The organism is Mesobacillus campisalis (assembly GCF_000986785.1).
Lineage (GTDB): Bacteria > Bacillota > Bacilli > Bacillales > Cytobacillaceae > Mesobacillus_B > Mesobacillus_B campisalis.
Genome location: NZ_LAYY01000100.1, coordinates 100,886 through 116,375, shown reverse-complemented (window position 1 = coordinate 116,375; position 15,490 = coordinate 100,886). Strand labels below are relative to the sequence as shown.

15 protein-coding genes and 1 pseudogene are annotated in these 15,490 nt (G+C 45.5%); 9 read left to right on the top strand and 7 right to left on the bottom strand.

Annotated elements, in window-relative coordinates:
• Positions 1–187: pseudogene (locus WQ57_RS26395) on the top strand (phosphonate ABC transporter permease); the annotation flags it as partial.
• 132 nt (positions 188–319) lie between these two features.
• On the opposite strand, the gene WQ57_RS23945 reads toward WQ57_RS26395, so the two are convergent.
• Positions 320–1,144, bottom strand: coding sequence for an undecaprenyl-diphosphate phosphatase (locus WQ57_RS23945; RefSeq protein WP_046525248.1), 825 nt, complete (start codon positions 1,142–1,144; stop codon positions 320–322).
• 166 nt (positions 1,145–1,310) lie between these two features.
• Between WQ57_RS23945 and WQ57_RS23940 the strand changes: the two genes are divergently transcribed.
• The gene (locus tag WQ57_RS23940) at positions 1,311–1,511 is read left to right on the top strand and encodes a hypothetical protein (RefSeq protein ID WP_046525247.1); all 201 of its coding nucleotides are present in this window, start codon (positions 1,311–1,313) and stop codon (positions 1,509–1,511) included.
• Between the two features lie 58 nt (positions 1,512–1,569).
• On the opposite strand, the gene WQ57_RS23935 is transcribed toward WQ57_RS23940, so the two are convergent.
• Entirely contained in the window at positions 1,570–2,928 is a 1,359-nt protein-coding gene (locus WQ57_RS23935; protein ID WP_241481635.1) for a M20/M25/M40 family metallo-hydrolase, read from the bottom strand.
• 674 nt (positions 2,929–3,602) lie between these two features.
• Between WQ57_RS23935 and WQ57_RS23930 the strand changes: the two genes are divergently transcribed.
• Positions 3,603–4,136 (top strand): hypothetical protein, encoded by a 534-nt coding sequence (locus WQ57_RS23930; RefSeq protein ID WP_052948870.1) that lies wholly within the window; start codon positions 3,603–3,605, stop codon positions 4,134–4,136.
• Between the two features lie 65 nt (positions 4,137–4,201).
• Here the strand turns inward: WQ57_RS23930 and WQ57_RS23925 are convergent, their stop codons facing one another.
• From WQ57_RS23925 to WQ57_RS25835, 3 genes are all read right to left on the bottom strand, one after another.
• Positions 4,202–5,134 carry a metallophosphoesterase gene (locus WQ57_RS23925; protein WP_084820365.1) on the bottom strand — a complete coding sequence of 311 codons (933 nt, stop codon included), beginning with the start codon at positions 5,132–5,134 and terminating at the stop codon, positions 4,202–4,204.
• Positions 5,135–5,161: 27 nt separating this feature from the next.
• Positions 5,162–6,040, bottom strand: a complete 879-nt coding sequence (locus tag WQ57_RS23920) for an endonuclease/exonuclease/phosphatase family protein (protein ID WP_241481634.1) — start codon at positions 6,038–6,040, stop codon at positions 5,162–5,164.
• Positions 6,041–6,319: 279 nt separating this feature from the next.
• Positions 6,320–8,800, bottom strand: coding sequence for a SpoIID/LytB domain-containing protein (locus tag WQ57_RS25835; RefSeq protein WP_156183227.1), 2,481 nt, complete (start codon positions 8,798–8,800; stop codon positions 6,320–6,322).
• A gap of 325 nt (positions 8,801–9,125) precedes the next feature.
• Between WQ57_RS25835 and WQ57_RS23910 the strand changes: the two genes are divergently transcribed.
• On the top strand, positions 9,126–9,896 hold the full coding sequence (locus WQ57_RS23910) for a serine/threonine protein kinase (protein ID WP_046526137.1): 771 nt from the start codon (positions 9,126–9,128) through the stop codon (positions 9,894–9,896).
• A gap of 40 nt (positions 9,897–9,936) precedes the next feature.
• Here the strand turns inward: WQ57_RS23910 and WQ57_RS26830 are convergent, their stop codons facing one another.
• The gene (locus tag WQ57_RS26830; RefSeq protein ID WP_156183226.1) at positions 9,937–10,104 is read right to left on the bottom strand and encodes a hypothetical protein; all 168 of its coding nucleotides are present in this window, start codon (positions 10,102–10,104) and stop codon (positions 9,937–9,939) included.
• A 66-nt stretch (positions 10,105–10,170) separates the two neighbouring features.
• On the opposite strand from WQ57_RS26830, the gene WQ57_RS23905 reads away from it, so the two are divergent.
• Entirely contained in the window at positions 10,171–10,476 is a 306-nt protein-coding gene (locus tag WQ57_RS23905) for a DUF2188 domain-containing protein (RefSeq protein ID WP_241481633.1), read from the top strand.
• A 71-nt stretch (positions 10,477–10,547) separates the two neighbouring features.
• Here the strand turns inward: WQ57_RS23905 and WQ57_RS23900 are convergent, their stop codons facing one another.
• Positions 10,548–10,985 (bottom strand): Hsp20/alpha crystallin family protein, encoded by a 438-nt coding sequence (locus WQ57_RS23900; protein WP_046526136.1) that lies wholly within the window; start codon positions 10,983–10,985, stop codon positions 10,548–10,550.
• Between the two features lie 171 nt (positions 10,986–11,156).
• Here WQ57_RS23900 and WQ57_RS23895 point away from each other — a divergent pair, with 171 nt between their 5' ends.
• The 4 genes from WQ57_RS23895 (at position 11,157) to WQ57_RS23880 (ending at position 15,490) form a co-directional block, all read left to right on the top strand.
• On the top strand, positions 11,157–12,074 hold the full coding sequence (locus WQ57_RS23895) for an ArsR/SmtB family transcription factor (RefSeq protein WP_046526135.1): 918 nt from the start codon (positions 11,157–11,159) through the stop codon (positions 12,072–12,074).
• 230 nt (positions 12,075–12,304) lie between these two features.
• On the top strand, positions 12,305–13,600 hold the full coding sequence (locus tag WQ57_RS23890) for an ABC transporter substrate-binding protein (RefSeq protein ID WP_052948867.1): 1,296 nt from the start codon (positions 12,305–12,307) through the stop codon (positions 13,598–13,600).
• Between the two features lie 84 nt (positions 13,601–13,684).
• On the top strand, positions 13,685–14,638 hold the full coding sequence (locus WQ57_RS23885; RefSeq protein WP_241481631.1) for a carbohydrate ABC transporter permease: 954 nt from the start codon (positions 13,685–13,687) through the stop codon (positions 14,636–14,638).
• 18 nt (positions 14,639–14,656) lie between these two features.
• Positions 14,657–15,490, top strand: a complete 834-nt coding sequence (locus tag WQ57_RS23880) for a carbohydrate ABC transporter permease (RefSeq protein ID WP_046526134.1) — start codon at positions 14,657–14,659, stop codon at positions 15,488–15,490.

The following is a 15,490-nucleotide window of genomic DNA, read 5'->3' as shown; positions in this document are numbered from 1 at the left end:
AATCAACTTCGCCGTCGCCGTCGCCATGGGTGCAGCTGCCGGAGCAGGCGGAATCGGCTTTGACATGTTCATGGCAAGCAATTTCTATCTCGACATTAGAGAAATCGGAGCCATCACCTACTTCATCCTCGCCGTCGCCATCCTCCTGGAAATCACAGCCGCCAAACTTAAGAAAAGGCTGACGTGAAAAGAAAAGCTCTCTTCGCCGTGTGCGAGGAGAGCTTTTTTTGAATCATGGGGACGGTTCTAGTGCCTCATTCACGAATGGGTAAAGCGCGGGGCATTTCTAGCTGCTCCGAGGGACACCATGGCGCTGGACTTAAAAATATAGAATATAAATGGCCCCAGCCAGCAGAATGCGGTAAATGGCAAACGGGATGAGTTTAATTCTGTTGATAAGTTTTAAGAAAAAGCGGATGGATACAAGGGCAAAAACAAATGCTGCGATAAACCCGGCAATAAAGAAAGGGAGCGCGTCCATGGTGAAATACTGCCAATTTTTGACCAATGACAGGAAGCTTGCCCCAGCCATTATGGGAACCGCCATGATGAATGTAAAGTCGGCAGCCGCCTTGTGGCTCATTCCCAGGAGGACTCCGCCGGAAATGGTCGAGCCGGAACGGGAGAACCCGGGCCATAAAGACAAGCACTGAATGAGCCCGACAGCAAATGCCTTTTTGTAGGTGATCTGATCTACTGTCTGGATGGACGGCTGTTTCTTTCCAAATATGTCTGCCAGGATCATGAATACAGCTCCCACTACTAAGCCAATTAGGACAGTTGAGAGGGAAAAGAGGTGTTCGTCGATATAATCTTCAAATAAAACGCCCAGCACCCCGGCGGGAATTAAGCCGACCAATACTTGTGTCAGCTTCAGCCGGTTTTCCTTCTCTGCTTCGGTCATTTTTTTCATACCCAGCATTTCAATGAAGCGTTCCTTGAAAATAATGACAACTGCCAGTATAGATCCAAGCTGAATCACTACCTTAAAGGTATTGGCCGCGTATTTTCCAAGAAATTGCTGCGACTGGAGCCACATATCATCCACTATTATCATGTGTCCTGTTGAAGAGACAGGCGCAAACTCTGTTAGGCCTTCCACCATGCCCAAAATAAGTGCTTTTAAGAGATCCAAGAATGTCATAGATTTGTACGTCCTTTATGTTTTTAGTCAATTCATTTTATCATATTATAATAGATTGAACACGATGGAACACGAGTGGAACAAGGGGACGGTTCTACTGCTTCATTTCCTTCCAGAAATGAAGTGGGAGATTCGCCCCTGTCCCTCTAGAGGAGGTTTGGGCCAAATGGCGGAATGTCCATTTTGTGATGGCCAGGGGATTGTGCGCAAGGCAGAGGTTAAAAAATTAAATCGCACCATCTTTATTTGTGATGAATGCGATACAATCTGGCTGGAAGGGGTTGAAATGAACGAGGAAAATGCTCGTCGCTTTGACGAATTCATGAGTGAGCATGGACTTCCGCCATTATGGAGTGAGCTTGAATGAGGCAGGGGGACGGTTCTCCCGCTTTCCTTTATGGAAGCAGGAGAACCGTCCCCGCGTTTTAATTTCGTATTAAACTGTAAATGGATGCTCCTACAAGGTCTCCTGCTTCTTTCAGGCGTTCAGCGCTTAAATATTTCATTGTGTCGAGCGGGGTGTGGTAGTATGGCTCCAGCGCTGCTGTTCCTGGTTCTCGGCGGATGAAGTTCACCGCTGGGATTCCGACATCATAAAAGGACTGGTGGTCCGAGGCACCTCGCTGGTAAAGAATCAGTTCTGAAGGGGTCCCAATCCGCTCAGCCGTTGCCAGTGCTGTATCGGTGGCGATATTGGCCTTGCCGTCTATCGTATTCATATAGATGGCCGTAGCGTTTTCCCAGGCAGTGCCCACCATGTCCATATTGAAGTTGACAAGGCTTCGTTTAAGCTCCTCCTCGTTTAATTGATTCGCATAGTACTTGGAGCCGACCAATCCGATTTCCTCTGCCCCAACAAAGACGAACCGGATTTCCTTATCGATTGGATAGCTCTTTAAGACACGCGCCAATTCAAGCGCAACCGCCGTACCGGAAGCATTATCGCTGGCACCAGGTGCAAATGGAACGCTGTCGAAGTGGGCGGAAACGTAGATAATCTCATGATTGCTGCCCTTCTCTGGCGTTCTGGATGCGATGATGTTTTGCGATTTCACATTTTTCAGCAGCTGAACATTAAAGTTTACCGTTTTGTTTGCTGCGGCCACATCCTTTAGCAAAGCCTCGCCGCTTTCCTTTGTAATTCCTCCGACTGGAATATCAAAACTTGTGCCCCCAAGCGATGGATTTAAAGGAGCCAGCGCATCAACGTTATTGTAGATGAGGACACCAGCTGCTCCTGCCTGGATGGCGTTGTTAACCTTTTCGGCGAAGGTTATTCCTCCACGGGCGATAAGGGCGATCTTTCCTTTTGCCTCAGGGGTGAAGTCTCCAGCCTTACCTAAGCCAGCATCAAACAGACCGGCTGTAATTCCATCATTCGGCGTCCCGCCTGAACCAGCCGGAATAGTAACGAGCACCTCTTTGTTGTCGCTTGTCTGTAGGTGCCCAACCCCTTTATCGGGGATGCCGAATTCCTGTGTTTCTACTTCATAACCATAGGAAGCGAGTCGTTCCAGAATGAATTCAGCCGCTTTTTGTTCGCCTTCCGTCCCGGTCACCCGGGGGCCAATTGTTTCTGCCAGATAGCGGGCATCTTCAAACATCCGTTCGGTGCTCACTCTGGCAATCACTTTCTGGTCATGTGCTTTGGCACTAGGGTTTACAGCCTTCGTCTCGGCCGCCTCAACAGGCTGGGCCAACGGAGCGGCTACAACCGAAAACGATGAAGCTAGTAAAATAGTCGATAAAAGCACTGCCGTCTTTTTCTTCGCCTTTTTCAACACTATTAACCTCCTTTGATATGTACATCCATTAGAAAGTTCTATCTGCGCTTTGAAAACCCTTTCATAAACAGGAAAATGAGACTATTAGACTAAGTTGCCTGGGGAGTTACCTTTTGTTTCTGCGGACGAGACAGGTAGGGGGTAACATTAAGATGCAACCTTTGATTTTGAACGACTTTAAAGTTGTGCTTTACCGGTTCCAAAACCGTATCGCATGACGATATAACTGTTCAGGCAGTACAGCGCCATATCGGTGCACGATACGAGCGAAATCATAAGAGATATAGCGGTGGGCGATATGAGCACCATCGTCAGAGAAATAGCAGTAGATTTACGTATCGGACAAATAAAAATTGGGGATCTAAGAGGAGGGGGGGCGACACAAGGTTGAGCCGCAGTTTGTCGTATCGCGGGGCGATACAAGCTTATTATTCAAATCCACAAAGAGGTTTTACTGTATTTCAAATTCCAACAATTTCCCGAGAAATATCTATTATTTTGAATGGATATGTCGGCAACTGTCACTCCTTGACTAGTCTCTCTACTGTCTTATGCCTGCCAGTTTCTTTTTTGAAACAGGAGAACCGTCCCCATGCATCAAAACCCTTCTTTAAGACTAGTTATTTTTCTGGAAGGATGTGTAAAATTAAAGTAGAGCTAAAAGGAGGATGAAGGTGAAGAAAAGAAGATTAGTTGGTTTCGCAATGATTTTTGCATGTTGCATCTTGCCTATAGGAGTATATTATTGGGGGACGGATCTGGCTTCTGATAAAATCACTGAAAAGCTAACACAGACATTAGAGGGAAGCGAACACTTGGAGGAATGGAAGGAAAGCATTGAAAAGGATCCTGAAGTGCAAAAGTTTTTAGAACAAGCAGTGCCAATCGCGGGAAAGGACAACTCCAAGGAGGTATCTGCAGTGGCACCAGAAACAGCAGAATATGAAAATACCGCCCAGCCAAGCAGGGAAGCGGATGCGAATGAAGAAGAACTGCCGTTCACAACGAAAGAAGAAGCGGCCAGGGTTTTGATCAAGAAGGTGGGTTTGACCCGCATCCAGGAAATACATACGGAAGTGGAGGAAGGTAGCGCCAATCGGGAACAAATCATGGCAGAGATACAAAGCAAATTATCGGAAGAGGAGATACAAGCCTTAAAGGTTATCGCTTATAAGGAACTTTCCGGGCGGCCGGATAAAGAAGAATAGGTGTATTTCTATTTTGGTAAAAGAAAGACTCTCTTCTTAAGTGTGGAAGAGAGTCTTTTTTGTTCCTATTGAATTTTTAAAACACGGTCTGTTTCACGTCCATAGCCATCCACTTCGAGGCGATCCTTGTACACTTGGACGATGGAGTAGGAGTTGGTGTCATCCGTTTCCACCATTCCCTTCAGGTTTACATAGTGGATCCCATTTTTCACGGCATAATTGCCGGCATGGTTGTGTCCATTGAAATAGGCCACGACATTTCTGACAGCCTCAAGCTCCGCGATTACCGCTTCGTCGTTCCACACGTTATGGTTATTGTCCGGATAGACAGGCATATGGCCAATGACCACTACTTTTTCGTTCCGCTGCTCTGCCTTCTGGAGGACTCCACGCAGCCATGTCAGCTGTTCCTCGCTGATTCCGCCATTCCAAGTTTGGGCGTTGATTTCATTATTCTCTTTCAATGTATTGTACATTTCCTGGGCTTCCTGATGCTTTTCGGAACCTTCGGCGTTAGCATAGAGGCTAAGATCGTTGGTATCGAGCACAACGAAGCGCCAGTTTTTATGCTTGAAATCATAGTATTGGTTCGGCATCCCGAGAATGTCGACCACTTCGTCCGTTGTAACAGGGAAGTCGTGATTGCCAAGGACATGGTATTTAGGCCCTTCAATCAGGTTGAAGATTGGAAGGATATCCGAGAAGCTCGAAAGGTTCCGGTCGATAAAATCGCCCGTCTGCACAGTGAAATCCACCTTTTCAGAGTTAAAAGTCTGGGCGGCTTCCTTCAACTTGTCCAAGGAGTTGCTGTAATAGCGGGTTCCGTTAATGTCGCAGTCACAATACTGGGCATCCGGAACGAGGCCAAATTCGAACTTGGGCTTTTCCTCGCTTTTTGCGAACGCGGCGGGGCTTGCAGCGGTTAGGGCCATTCCCAGTGCAGCCGCCGCCGTAAGGACTTTCAACTTGGTTCCAAAACTTCTTTTTTTCAACATCATGATTCTCCTCTCTTGTTATGGATAAGATTATTTGCTTCCGTTAAAGTAAGGCTGCTCGCGGTCGAGTACGATTTCAGCAGTGATTGGCAGGTGGTCGGAGGCTAGGCTTTGGATGACTTCTGCATTGACGGTTTCGATGTCACTGGATGTAAAGATATAATCAATTCGCCTTGTTGGGTTTTCGGCGGAATATGTATAAGCAGCCGGCTGATTTGCGAATACATCGACATAGTTAGCGTACATGGACTTCATTTCATTGCTTTCAGGGGTTGCATTTAAATCTCCTAAAATAACTTTTGAACCCTCCGATTGGCTGGCAATTTCCACGATTTCGCGAATTTGTATTTCGCGCTCCGCAGAAGTAAGCGCCAGGTGGGTGTTATAAAAGTGCAAGTGATTTCCCTTTACATTGATGGTCGCTTCTAAAAGGCCGCGCTGCTCGGTGTTTCCGATTTTCGTCAAAGGATGGTTCTGCGAATTAATGATTGGGTATTTGCTTAAAATAGCTGTACCATACTGACGGCGCTCGTCGCCATCATTTAAAGGCTCAAAGTCGAGGTTTGCACCATAGGTGTAAAACATCCCAAGGCGTTCTGCAAGCCACTTGGCCTGGTCCTGAAAATCACTGCGGCTGGACCAGTGGTTATCCACCTCTTGCAACCCGACAATATCTGTGCCGGATTCTTCAATGGTTTTCGCAATGCGCTCCAAGTCTAAAACATTGTCTTCTCCGACAGCGTGATGAATATTAAAGGACATCACCTCAACGTTCATCGGGTTCCCATTTTCAAAGCGGGTTTCCTGGGCGAAGGCGCTATTGCCTAACCCCAAAAGGAGCACCAGCACCGCCGTAACCAAACTGAGTGTCTTTCTAATCCATCTTTTTCTGCTTCTTGCTCTTACCAATTTACATTCCTCCCGAAGAAAGTTTTCATTTCTACTAGAGGGTAACAAAGGAATGGAAATCTCTCGTTAATCGCCTGTAAAAAAGCCATATAGGTTCCATTACGAGTTTATTAATCTGTGTCTTTAAGACTGTGTATATAGTCAGGGTAGAGCGTGGGGACGGTTTCTCGTCCCTCATTTAGAGGCCAACCGACCAGTTATTGGAAGGTCAAAAAGGGTGCCCGGATGGACACCCTCTTGGATAATGTGAATTTTTGATGAAGTAGCAGAACCGTCCTTCTATTTCACATTGGAAACGTAGTTGGCGTGGACATATCCTGTTCGCTTTTGGAATTCAATCTTGTACCATGTTCCTTCTTTTGAAAGGATGGTGATGGTCTGGTTCTTTTTTACCGTACCGATCACTTTCCCTGTGGTTGATGCTGTTGCCCGGACATTAAGGGTTGTGGCTGTTACTTTGCCTGTCATTTTCTTAGGTGCGGGCTTAGCCAATTTTTGGGCAACCGTCATGCTGCGCTTATTATTACTTGAATCCACGGCCGTGATGGCGATGGAATACGTGCCGTTGGCCAGCTTGGATGCATCCCATGATGCCCAGCGGATTCCCTTTTTGACAGCCAGGTTATTGGCTGGAGTCGCCACTGTTTTCCCTTTTGAATCCTTCACGACAATGGTCATTTTAGCATCTTCGTTGATTTCATACTTGAGAAATGCTTTCTGTGTTTTTGCATCATAGGAAGTCGCTGTATTTTTGATGGTTGGCGCGACAGTGTCCTTCGGAGCAGGCTTCTTAATGGTGAAAGATGTGGTCACGGCAGCCTTGTTGCTGCTCGCATCCTCAGCACTGATCACAAATGTGTATTTCCCATTGTTTACGTTCGCAACGTTCCAGGTTGCGGTTTGGGCACCTGCTTGGTTTTGAACGCCATTCAAAATGGTAGCGACTACTTTCCCATTCAGGTCTTTCACCTGGATAGTCATTTTAGAAGGTTCATTGATTTCATACTTGAGAGAAACTCTCTGTGTTTTTGCGTCATAGGAAGTCGCTGCATTTTTGATTGTTGGCGCGACAGTGTCCTTCGGAGCAGGCTTCTTAATGGTGAAAGGCGTGGTCACGGCAGCTTTGTTGCTGCTCGCATCCTCGGCACTGATCACAAATGCGTACTTCCCGTTGTTTACGTTCGCCACGTTCCAGGATGCGGTTTGTGCACCTGTTGGTTTTTGAACGACATTCAAAATAGTAGCGACTACTTTTCCGTTCAGATCCAGCACCTGGATCGATATTTTAGCAGCTTCATTGGTTGCAAAGCTTACATTTACAAGGTTCGATTTTGCGTCAAAAGCTGTTTTTATCTCATTAATGATTGGTGCTGTTTCATCCTTTGCAGGGACAGGGGCTGGTGCTGCCGGTGGTGTAACTGGAACTGGAGCCGGTGCCGGGATGGCTGGGGCCGGGTCCGGGGTGACCGGTGCAGTGATATCGGCTGCTGTCTTGTACATTTTTTTCAGCGTCGTTCCCTCAAAGTAAAAAGCGAGGATTTCCTGATAGGTTTTCCCTAATTCTCCTGCTTTCTTCGCGCCATACTGGCTGAGTCCGACACCATGTCCGTACCCTTTGCCTGAAACTTTGATCGTATCGCTTGCTGTATCGACGGAGTCGACCAGGTAGCTTTTCATCAGGTCAAGGCCGATAATCGCCCGGATTCTTGAGGCCGATACATTTTCGAGCTTGATTGTTTGCTCCAGGGCCTTTCCTGGTTCCTTCACCAGGAAATCAATATGGATGGTACCTGTGCTCACGCGGCCGCCAGACTTTGTTCCTCCCAGTGACAGAACAGGAACAGCCGTAACCTTCACATCTTTGCCGGCGTATCCGTTTGCCTTTATCCAGGTCTTGATGTTGGTGATGACTTTTGTTTGCTCGACTTCGTTAGTGGCGGCCCACCATGCGTCGGCCTTTGATAGGTCAAGTTTAGAGGTATCAATCTGCTGCTTCTTCATATTAAAAGACCAAACCGTTTTCGGGTCGAATGGGTCTTCCTTCACCTTCAGGTAGGCACGCTGCGTACCTCCCCAAACATTCGCGTTTGATTCGGTTCTACCTCCGTTGCTGGATGAAAATAATGCATCGGAATTTATGGAATTGCCGTTATAAGCAATCACTTGGCCTTCTGTCGCTTCCACTGCCTGCGTGGCACGCTGATGCCATTTATAGCCAGCATACACCTGGAAGTTAATGGTGTCATCAGGAGTTTTATTTACATAACCCATCGCATAGGTTCGCGCTGCTACAGCCTGTGATTTTAATGCCTCCATATTCCATAAAGCGGGCATTTCAGCAGGGACGACGCCTTTTAAATAGTCCTCGATGCCAATTGTATTGAAGGGACGGACAAACTTGCCGTTTTCGTTCGTAAAGCTGAAGCTTCCCAAATATAGATGTCCATTGATTGAGAGGGGGCCTTTTCCTGTTTGGGGCTTTATCTCGATTTGTGCTGCACTTCCAAGAAGCTGCGAGCCTTTCATAAGGTCAACATTAGTGCCATTGGTCCTCACATTATAAGTCTGGTTGGCTTCAAGAGTAACGTTGGATAGATTCGTAGAATACTTAGTTTCCGGTATCAGCGTCAAAGATGATTTGCTGCCAACATACTGGGAGTTGGTAAGCTTGACACGAACCATAGGCTCCGGTGCCTCGGAAGCTGAAACAAAAGGCGCAGGAATAACTGAAATAACCAGGAGCAGTGACAAAGCCAACAAAAATAACCTCTTCAATCCCTCCAAAATGATACCCCTTCCTCAAATCTCTATTATATTCATAATATACCATTACAAAATAATAGTATTCTATACAAAAATAGACAGCAATCGCCAATTGTTGGTAAATATTTGAGGCATGGGGACGGTTCTGCTGCCTCGATTTTCAGCCGCATAGCCTAATTGATCTTGCCAGGACTTTTTTTGCCTTAAGTTTGCTGTGGAAGCAGAAACTGTCCCAGAATCATCGCCACTTAAATTATTTCTATTATAATGAACTAGACAGTAGCGACAAACCTCAGTTAATTTGGAAGGATGTGCCCACAGGGTGTACAAACAATTAAAAAAGTGGATCTATGACAGGCCGCTTAAAGATGGCACCGTCTTTCCTCCTGGCTATAAAATTGAAGAGTGTTTTGGCGGCGGCGGATACGGCATAGTCTATCTGTGCAAAGATATCCATTCGCAAGAGCTGTTTGCCTTGAAACAGCTTCGCCCAAGCAAAGCAGGAAATGTAAAGGAGATAGCCCGTTTTCAACAGGAAGTCGAGCTGGTGGCGAAGATTGGGCATAAGCGGGTGCCTGGCCTGATTCACCATTCCACTTTCGATGGGCGGCCGTTTTATGTGATGCAGCATATAGAGGGGAGCAATTTGGAGGATAAGCTGTTTTCAGAGGGACAAACGTTCACTGAGCGGGAGTCCTTGATGATATTATCAGAGCTGGCAGCGATTGTTGAATACCTTCATGGCCAGAACATTTTTCATGGAGACATAAGGCCGCCAAATATTATCATCGAGAATGAAGAAGTGTTCCTTATTGACTTTGGCCTTGCAAAAGTGGGGGATCCAGAGAGTTGGGAGGAACTCCAGGCCAGAAGACAGGATGATTTTTTTGACCTGGGGGAAACGCTGTTATTTTTGCTGTATTCCCAGTTTGAAGGGAAGGCGAGCAAACGCAAAAGCTGGCTTGAGGAATTGACGATGAGTGATGAAAGCAGGAGGCTGATTAAAAGGTTGCTGGGCATCGACGCGTGCTATGAAGACACAGAAAGCATCCGCAAAGATATCAACCTCGCCCTTGGAATTGTGAAGCCATAAAAAATTCTTGCTCCCTATTTGGGAACAAGAATTTTTTTGGTTAGCTGCTGCTGTATTTGCGGCGTTTGTAGCGGTGGCTGCCGCCATACTTGTTGTAGCCTCTCTTGCCTGAGCTGCTGCTGCGGAAAGGCTTATGCCCGCGGCCCCGGTGCCGGTCGCTGTGACTTCCCGAAAATTGCTTAACCATGCGGAGAATTTTCTTTAACATGCATACACCCCATTTCCTGCACTGCCCTGCAGATTTATTTTAGTTTATTTTTAAGGGGAAGGGGAAGTGAAAGAACAACGAAATCTGAACTTGCTTCCATGTGGGAAGGAAAACGAGTCTATTAAAAGAGGAAGGATGATAAGAATGGCGGGACAAAACCAGCATGTTACTCCAAATGAAGGAGGCGGGTGGAAGGTCCTCGGCGCAGGGAATGAGGAATCCACAAAAGTAACCAAAACAAAGCGGGAAGCAATTAATCACGCCAGGAAATTGGCAAAAGAACAAGAATCGGAGCTTTTCATCCACGGAAGGGACGGGAAAATCCAATCGAGAGACAGCTACGGCAACGATGCCTTTCCGCCAAGAGGTTAAATAAAACACGGGGACGGTTCTCCTGCCTCATTCTATCAAAGAAATGAAGCGGGAGAACCGTCCCTTTGCCTCTATTGAAAGTCGATATCAATGGTTTTTTTAGGGTTGTTTTGCTGCTTGGGCATTCTGACTTCCAGGACTCCGTTTCGATAGGAGGCCTTTACACCCTCTTCCGATACGGCGACAGGGAGGGTAATTGTGCGGTTGAAGCTGCCGGATAGCCGCTCCTTGCGATACATGTTCTCATCGCTCACTTCGTTTGCCCGGTTAATAGTGCCGCTAATTTTCAACTGGTTGTTGTCGATGACAATCTGGATATCTTCCTTGTTTTCGACTCCGGGGATATCGCAAGTCGCAACGACCTCATTTTCCGTTTCATGAACATCCACCCGGATGCCGCCAAGGTTGAATTCGTTCTGCAGAGTCTCTGGAAAATCCGAGAGGAAGCGATCGAATTCCTTCCGGATGTTGGAAAGCTGTCTAAAAGGATCAAATGGAGGCATTGACATGATTCATTCTCCTTTCCTAAATGGGCTTACAGGACTTTTATTCCCTGTTATTTGGAATGTATTCAGGCAGGGGGGCGTTCTATGCTTCCTAATCACGAGCACGAGGACCTCCCATGCTTCTTCTCTGTCTTTATGGTAATATGTTCTAAAATGGTGGAAGAGGAGAACTAGATGAGGACGCTGCAATTAACATTAGGAGAGGCAATTGAGATATGTAAAGCGCTATCAAATGAACACAGAATGACAATTTTAGATATTCTTACAAGAGGGCCAATGAATGTAAATGACCTTTCAGAGTTGATGGAATTACCTTTTTCCACTGCGGCAACGAATATTAAAAAGCTCGAGGAAGCAGGCTTGATTTCAACAGAACTCGTACCGGGACGGGGCATGCAGAAGGTGAGTTCCAAGAAATATGACCGAATTGTGATCAACTTGAGGAAGGAAGAGCAGATAGATGATAATATTATTACCATCGATATGCCGATTGGAGAATTTGCTGATTGTGAGGTTGAGCCTACCTGCGGTCTTGTGAGTGACTCGTCCTTTTTAGGAATGATGGATGAGCCGAGATCTTTTTATGAGCCGGAAAGGAAAGAGGCCCAGTTGATTTGGTTTCGAAGCGGTTATATCGAATATAGGTTTCCAAACAGGATTCCTTACGGAGGCAAGGAGGATCGTTTGGAAATCATGGCGGAGCTTTGCTCTGAGGCGCCTTATCACAAGCTGGACTGGCCTTCGGATATTACTGTGTGGGTGAATGGGATTGAAATTGGTACTTGGACAAGCCCAAGTGATTTTGGGGGAGAGCGGGGGTTTCTGACTCCAAAATGGTGGTTAACAGAAAATACTCAATATGGACTGTTAAAAACCTGGACAATAAATCGGCATGGCTCATTTATTGATGGAGTCAAACAGTCGGAGGTTACCCTTAATGAGTTATCCATTCAAGCTAAGCCCTATATCTCTATTAAATTTGGGGTGAAAAAAAACGCGGTTAACGCAGGTGGGATCAATTTGTTCGGTCATCGGTTTGGGAACTACGAACAAGGAATTATGATGAAACTTCACTATTCCCACAAAGAGTAAAATAAAAAAAATCACCTTTGATGATTATTGCTATCGTAAAAACGGTAGCTTTTTTTATTTGCTGAGTAAAGTCTAAATTTAAGGTATTGGGGATGGGTCTGTACCTAATTATTCAATAAAAATATTATTATATTTTTTTGTTTTATTACTAGATATATTGTAATAGTACATATAAACATGTTATAGTAATATTCAGAATCTTACCAAATGTTTCAAAGGGGGAAAATAGGTTGAAAAAGATCAAGTTGGTAATGGTTATTATGCTTTTCGTATTATCAGTTTTTACAGGCTGCAGCAGCACAGAAAAAACAGCGTCATCAGATGCTAGCAAGAATGAAAGCGGTAACAAACCTGTTCAACTTAAGTACTGGGTTCCGTTCAGCGGCGGTGACGGGGATTTCATGAAAGCGATGGTAGCTGAATTCAATAAAACTAACAGCGATATACAAGTAGAAATGTTGAATCTTAAGTGGGAGGAGTATTATACAAAACTGCGTACCGCCGTTGCCTCAAAGCAAGCGCCTGATGTTGCCGTAGCCCATACTTCCAAACTGGGAGAGCTAGCGCCTTCCAACCTTATTGCCGAGCTTGACCAGATTGCTCCGAATGCAGGGATTGAATGGGATTCCTTCAACCAAAATATTTTGAATGCAACTGTCTTTGAAGGCAAACATATGGCCATCCCTCTCGATACTCACGCAATGATTATGTTTTACAATAAAAAAATTCTTGGTGATGCAGGACTTTTGGATGGGGATGGCAATCCAGATTTCAAACCAGGTGCGGATGGGTTCATCGATTTTCTGAAACAGGTTAAAGAGAAAGCACCAGCAGATGTTATGCCTTTTGTTGGGACTTCCAATGGTAATGTTCCTTTCTGGATGTGGTGGTCTCTGTACAGCCAGATGGATGGAAAGCTTTTAAGCGAGGATGGCAAAAAGGCGGCATTTAACAATGAAAAAGGGAAAGAAGCATTGCAGTTTATCTCAGACTTGGTTCATAAGGATGGGCTTTGGCCTAAAAACGTCAAGAATGGCGGGGAAATTTTTGCTGCTGGGAAAGGTGCAGTAAACTTTAACGGAGTGTGGTCTACTGGAACATTCGAAAAGAACCAGGGACTTGATTTTGGTGTCATGACTATTCCGCAGCTATATGACCACGAAGCTACATGGGGAGATTCGCATACGCTCGTGTTGCCAGTACAAAAGGAAGATGATCCGAAAAGGCAGGAAGCTGCTGCTGTGTTTGCCAACTGGCTTGCTGAGAATGGAGCTATGTGGGCAAAAGCAGGTCACGTTCCAAGTAAAACTGAAGTGATTGAGTCTGAGGAGTTTAAATCACTAGAGTATCGAAGTGAATATGTTGAGGTTGTTGATCAAGTGAACTTCATGCCGAACTCCGACAAGCTCTTCCCAATTGGAGACATCCTGAGAGCAAACTTTGACTTGGTGATGAATGGGCAAGCTTCGGTAGAAGAAGCGATCAACAAGGCGGAAAAAGAAGTAAATGATTTGCTTTCCAAGTAGATAATGCTTTAAGGGCGCCCCTTTATGGGGCTCCTGTTCTTCTAACGATTTTGGCAGCAGTTTTAATAGAAGGAGGTAAACAAAGTGGAACCTACAGTACCTGTAACAAAGGATGGGGAGGAACATGCGCCACTGAAAAGAAAGAGCAAAGTTGCGGGCCTGCTGACAAACAAAAAATCATTGTCACTTAATCTGTTTGCATGGCTGTTCCTCTCTCCCTACCTATTATTCTATTTATGGTTTATGTTGTATCCGATTATCAAGGGATTCATTATCAGCTTGTATCAATGGACGATTGGCAATGAAAGGACCTATGTAGGACTAGGCAATTATTCAGCTATTTTTAAAGACAGCTTTTTCTGGGAGGCCCTGGGAAACACGGTTTACTTTGTTGTTATCTCAACCCCAACATTGGTGATTACAGGAATTCTCTTGGCACTCACCGTAAATTCAGGATTGAAGGGAACTGGGTTTCTAAGGTCGGCATTCTTTCTTCCTCATATTCTTTCTATTTCAGTAATCAGCAGCATTTGGGTATTTGTTCTCCAGCCATACACAGGCTTAATGAATTCAGTTCTAAAAACATTAGGAGTGACCCAGGAGATTTTTTGGCTGGACAGCGCGAACCTTGCCTGGCTATCGATTCTACTGGCGACAGTCTGGTGGACGGTAGGGTTTAACATGGTCCTGTTTTTGGCGGGACTGCAGGAAATCCCCGATGACCTTTATGAGGCTGCCCGTATAGATGGTGCCAACAGTTGGCACTGTTTCCGCTATATTACATTGCCTTCCTTAAAAGGGGTCATTTTGCTGGTGGTGGTTCTACAATCCATTGCCTCATTCAAATTATTTGGCCAGTCGTACTTGATGACAAACGGAGGCCCAGGGACGTCAACCAGGACACTTGTACAGTACATCTACGAAACGGGTTTCCGCACAAATGAAATGGGCTTGGCATCGGCCATGTCGTATGTACTGTTTTTGGTTATGGTACTGTTCGCTGTTGTTCAATTTAAATTTATGGCCAAAAAGGACTAGAAGCAGGAGGGGAGAAAAATGGAAGGAATTAGAACAAGGGTCAAAATCGGAAGGGTCTTCCTATATATCTTTAGCTACTCATTCGTTCTGGTGTGGCTTATTCCAATGCTATGGATGGTCATTACCGCAATAAAGCCCGATGGAAGCCCGGTGACCGTGCTTTCTGAATTGATAAAACCTCCTTTTACCATGGACAACTATCAATATGTCTCGGAAAACGCATCTATTTGGAGATGGACATGGAACAGTGTTTATATAGCGGTCGTTACGACTGCATTAACCTTACTCCTTACATCCATGGCCGCTTTTGCGTTATCGAGGATTCCGTTTAAAGGGAGCAAACTGGTCTTTTGGATCATCATTGCAGGGCTTATGGTCCCCACCGAAGCAACGATTATTCCATTGTTTATGATGATGGTCGATAGCGGTCTTATCAACAGCTATAGCTCCATCATCTTCCCCAGCATTGCGGCCCCTCTTGGAGTTTTGATTCTAAAACAATTTTATGATGCGATTCCAAAGGAACTTGTGGAAGCAGCCGAAATGGATGGAGCAAATAAATTGAGGATTTGGTGGAGTATCTTTCTGCCATTATCACGCTCTTCAATGGCGGCACTTGGTATTTTTACCTTTATTAGTTCATGGAATAACTTCCTTTGGCCTTTCCTAGCCATCAGTGATGAAAAGATGATGACTTTACCAATAGGGATCCCTCTTTTCCAAAGTGGATATGCCGCCGAACTGACGATTCCGATGGCAGCTAATATGCTGGCAAGTTTGCCGGCTTTACTTGTATTCATCTTGTTCCAGAAACACATAATCAAAGGAATCACCATGACAGGAATTAAATAA

What these genes read in the sequence shown, in the direction of transcription:
- WQ57_RS23880 (WP_046526134.1), top strand. Translation starts at nt 14,657, where the DNA reads ATGGAAGGAATTAGAACAAGGGTCAAAATCGGAAGGGTCTTCCTATAT.
- WQ57_RS23925 (WP_084820365.1), bottom strand. Translation starts at nt 5,134, where the DNA reads ATGATGTTGAAAAAAAGAAGTTTTGGAACCAAGTTGAAAGTCCTTACG.
- WQ57_RS23900 (WP_046526136.1), bottom strand. Translation starts at nt 10,985, where the DNA reads ATGTCAATGCCTCCATTTGATCCTTTTAGACAGCTTTCCAACATCCGG.
- WQ57_RS23940 (WP_046525247.1), top strand. Translation starts at nt 1,311, where the DNA reads ATGGCGGAATGTCCATTTTGTGATGGCCAGGGGATTGTGCGCAAGGCA.
- WQ57_RS23945 (WP_046525248.1), bottom strand. Translation starts at nt 1,144, where the DNA reads ATGACATTCTTGGATCTCTTAAAAGCACTTATTTTGGGCATGGTGGAA.
- WQ57_RS26830 (WP_156183226.1), bottom strand. Translation starts at nt 10,104, where the DNA reads ATGTTAAAGAAAATTCTCCGCATGGTTAAGCAATTTTCGGGAAGTCAC.
- WQ57_RS23895 (WP_046526135.1), top strand. Translation starts at nt 11,157, where the DNA reads ATGAGGACGCTGCAATTAACATTAGGAGAGGCAATTGAGATATGTAAA.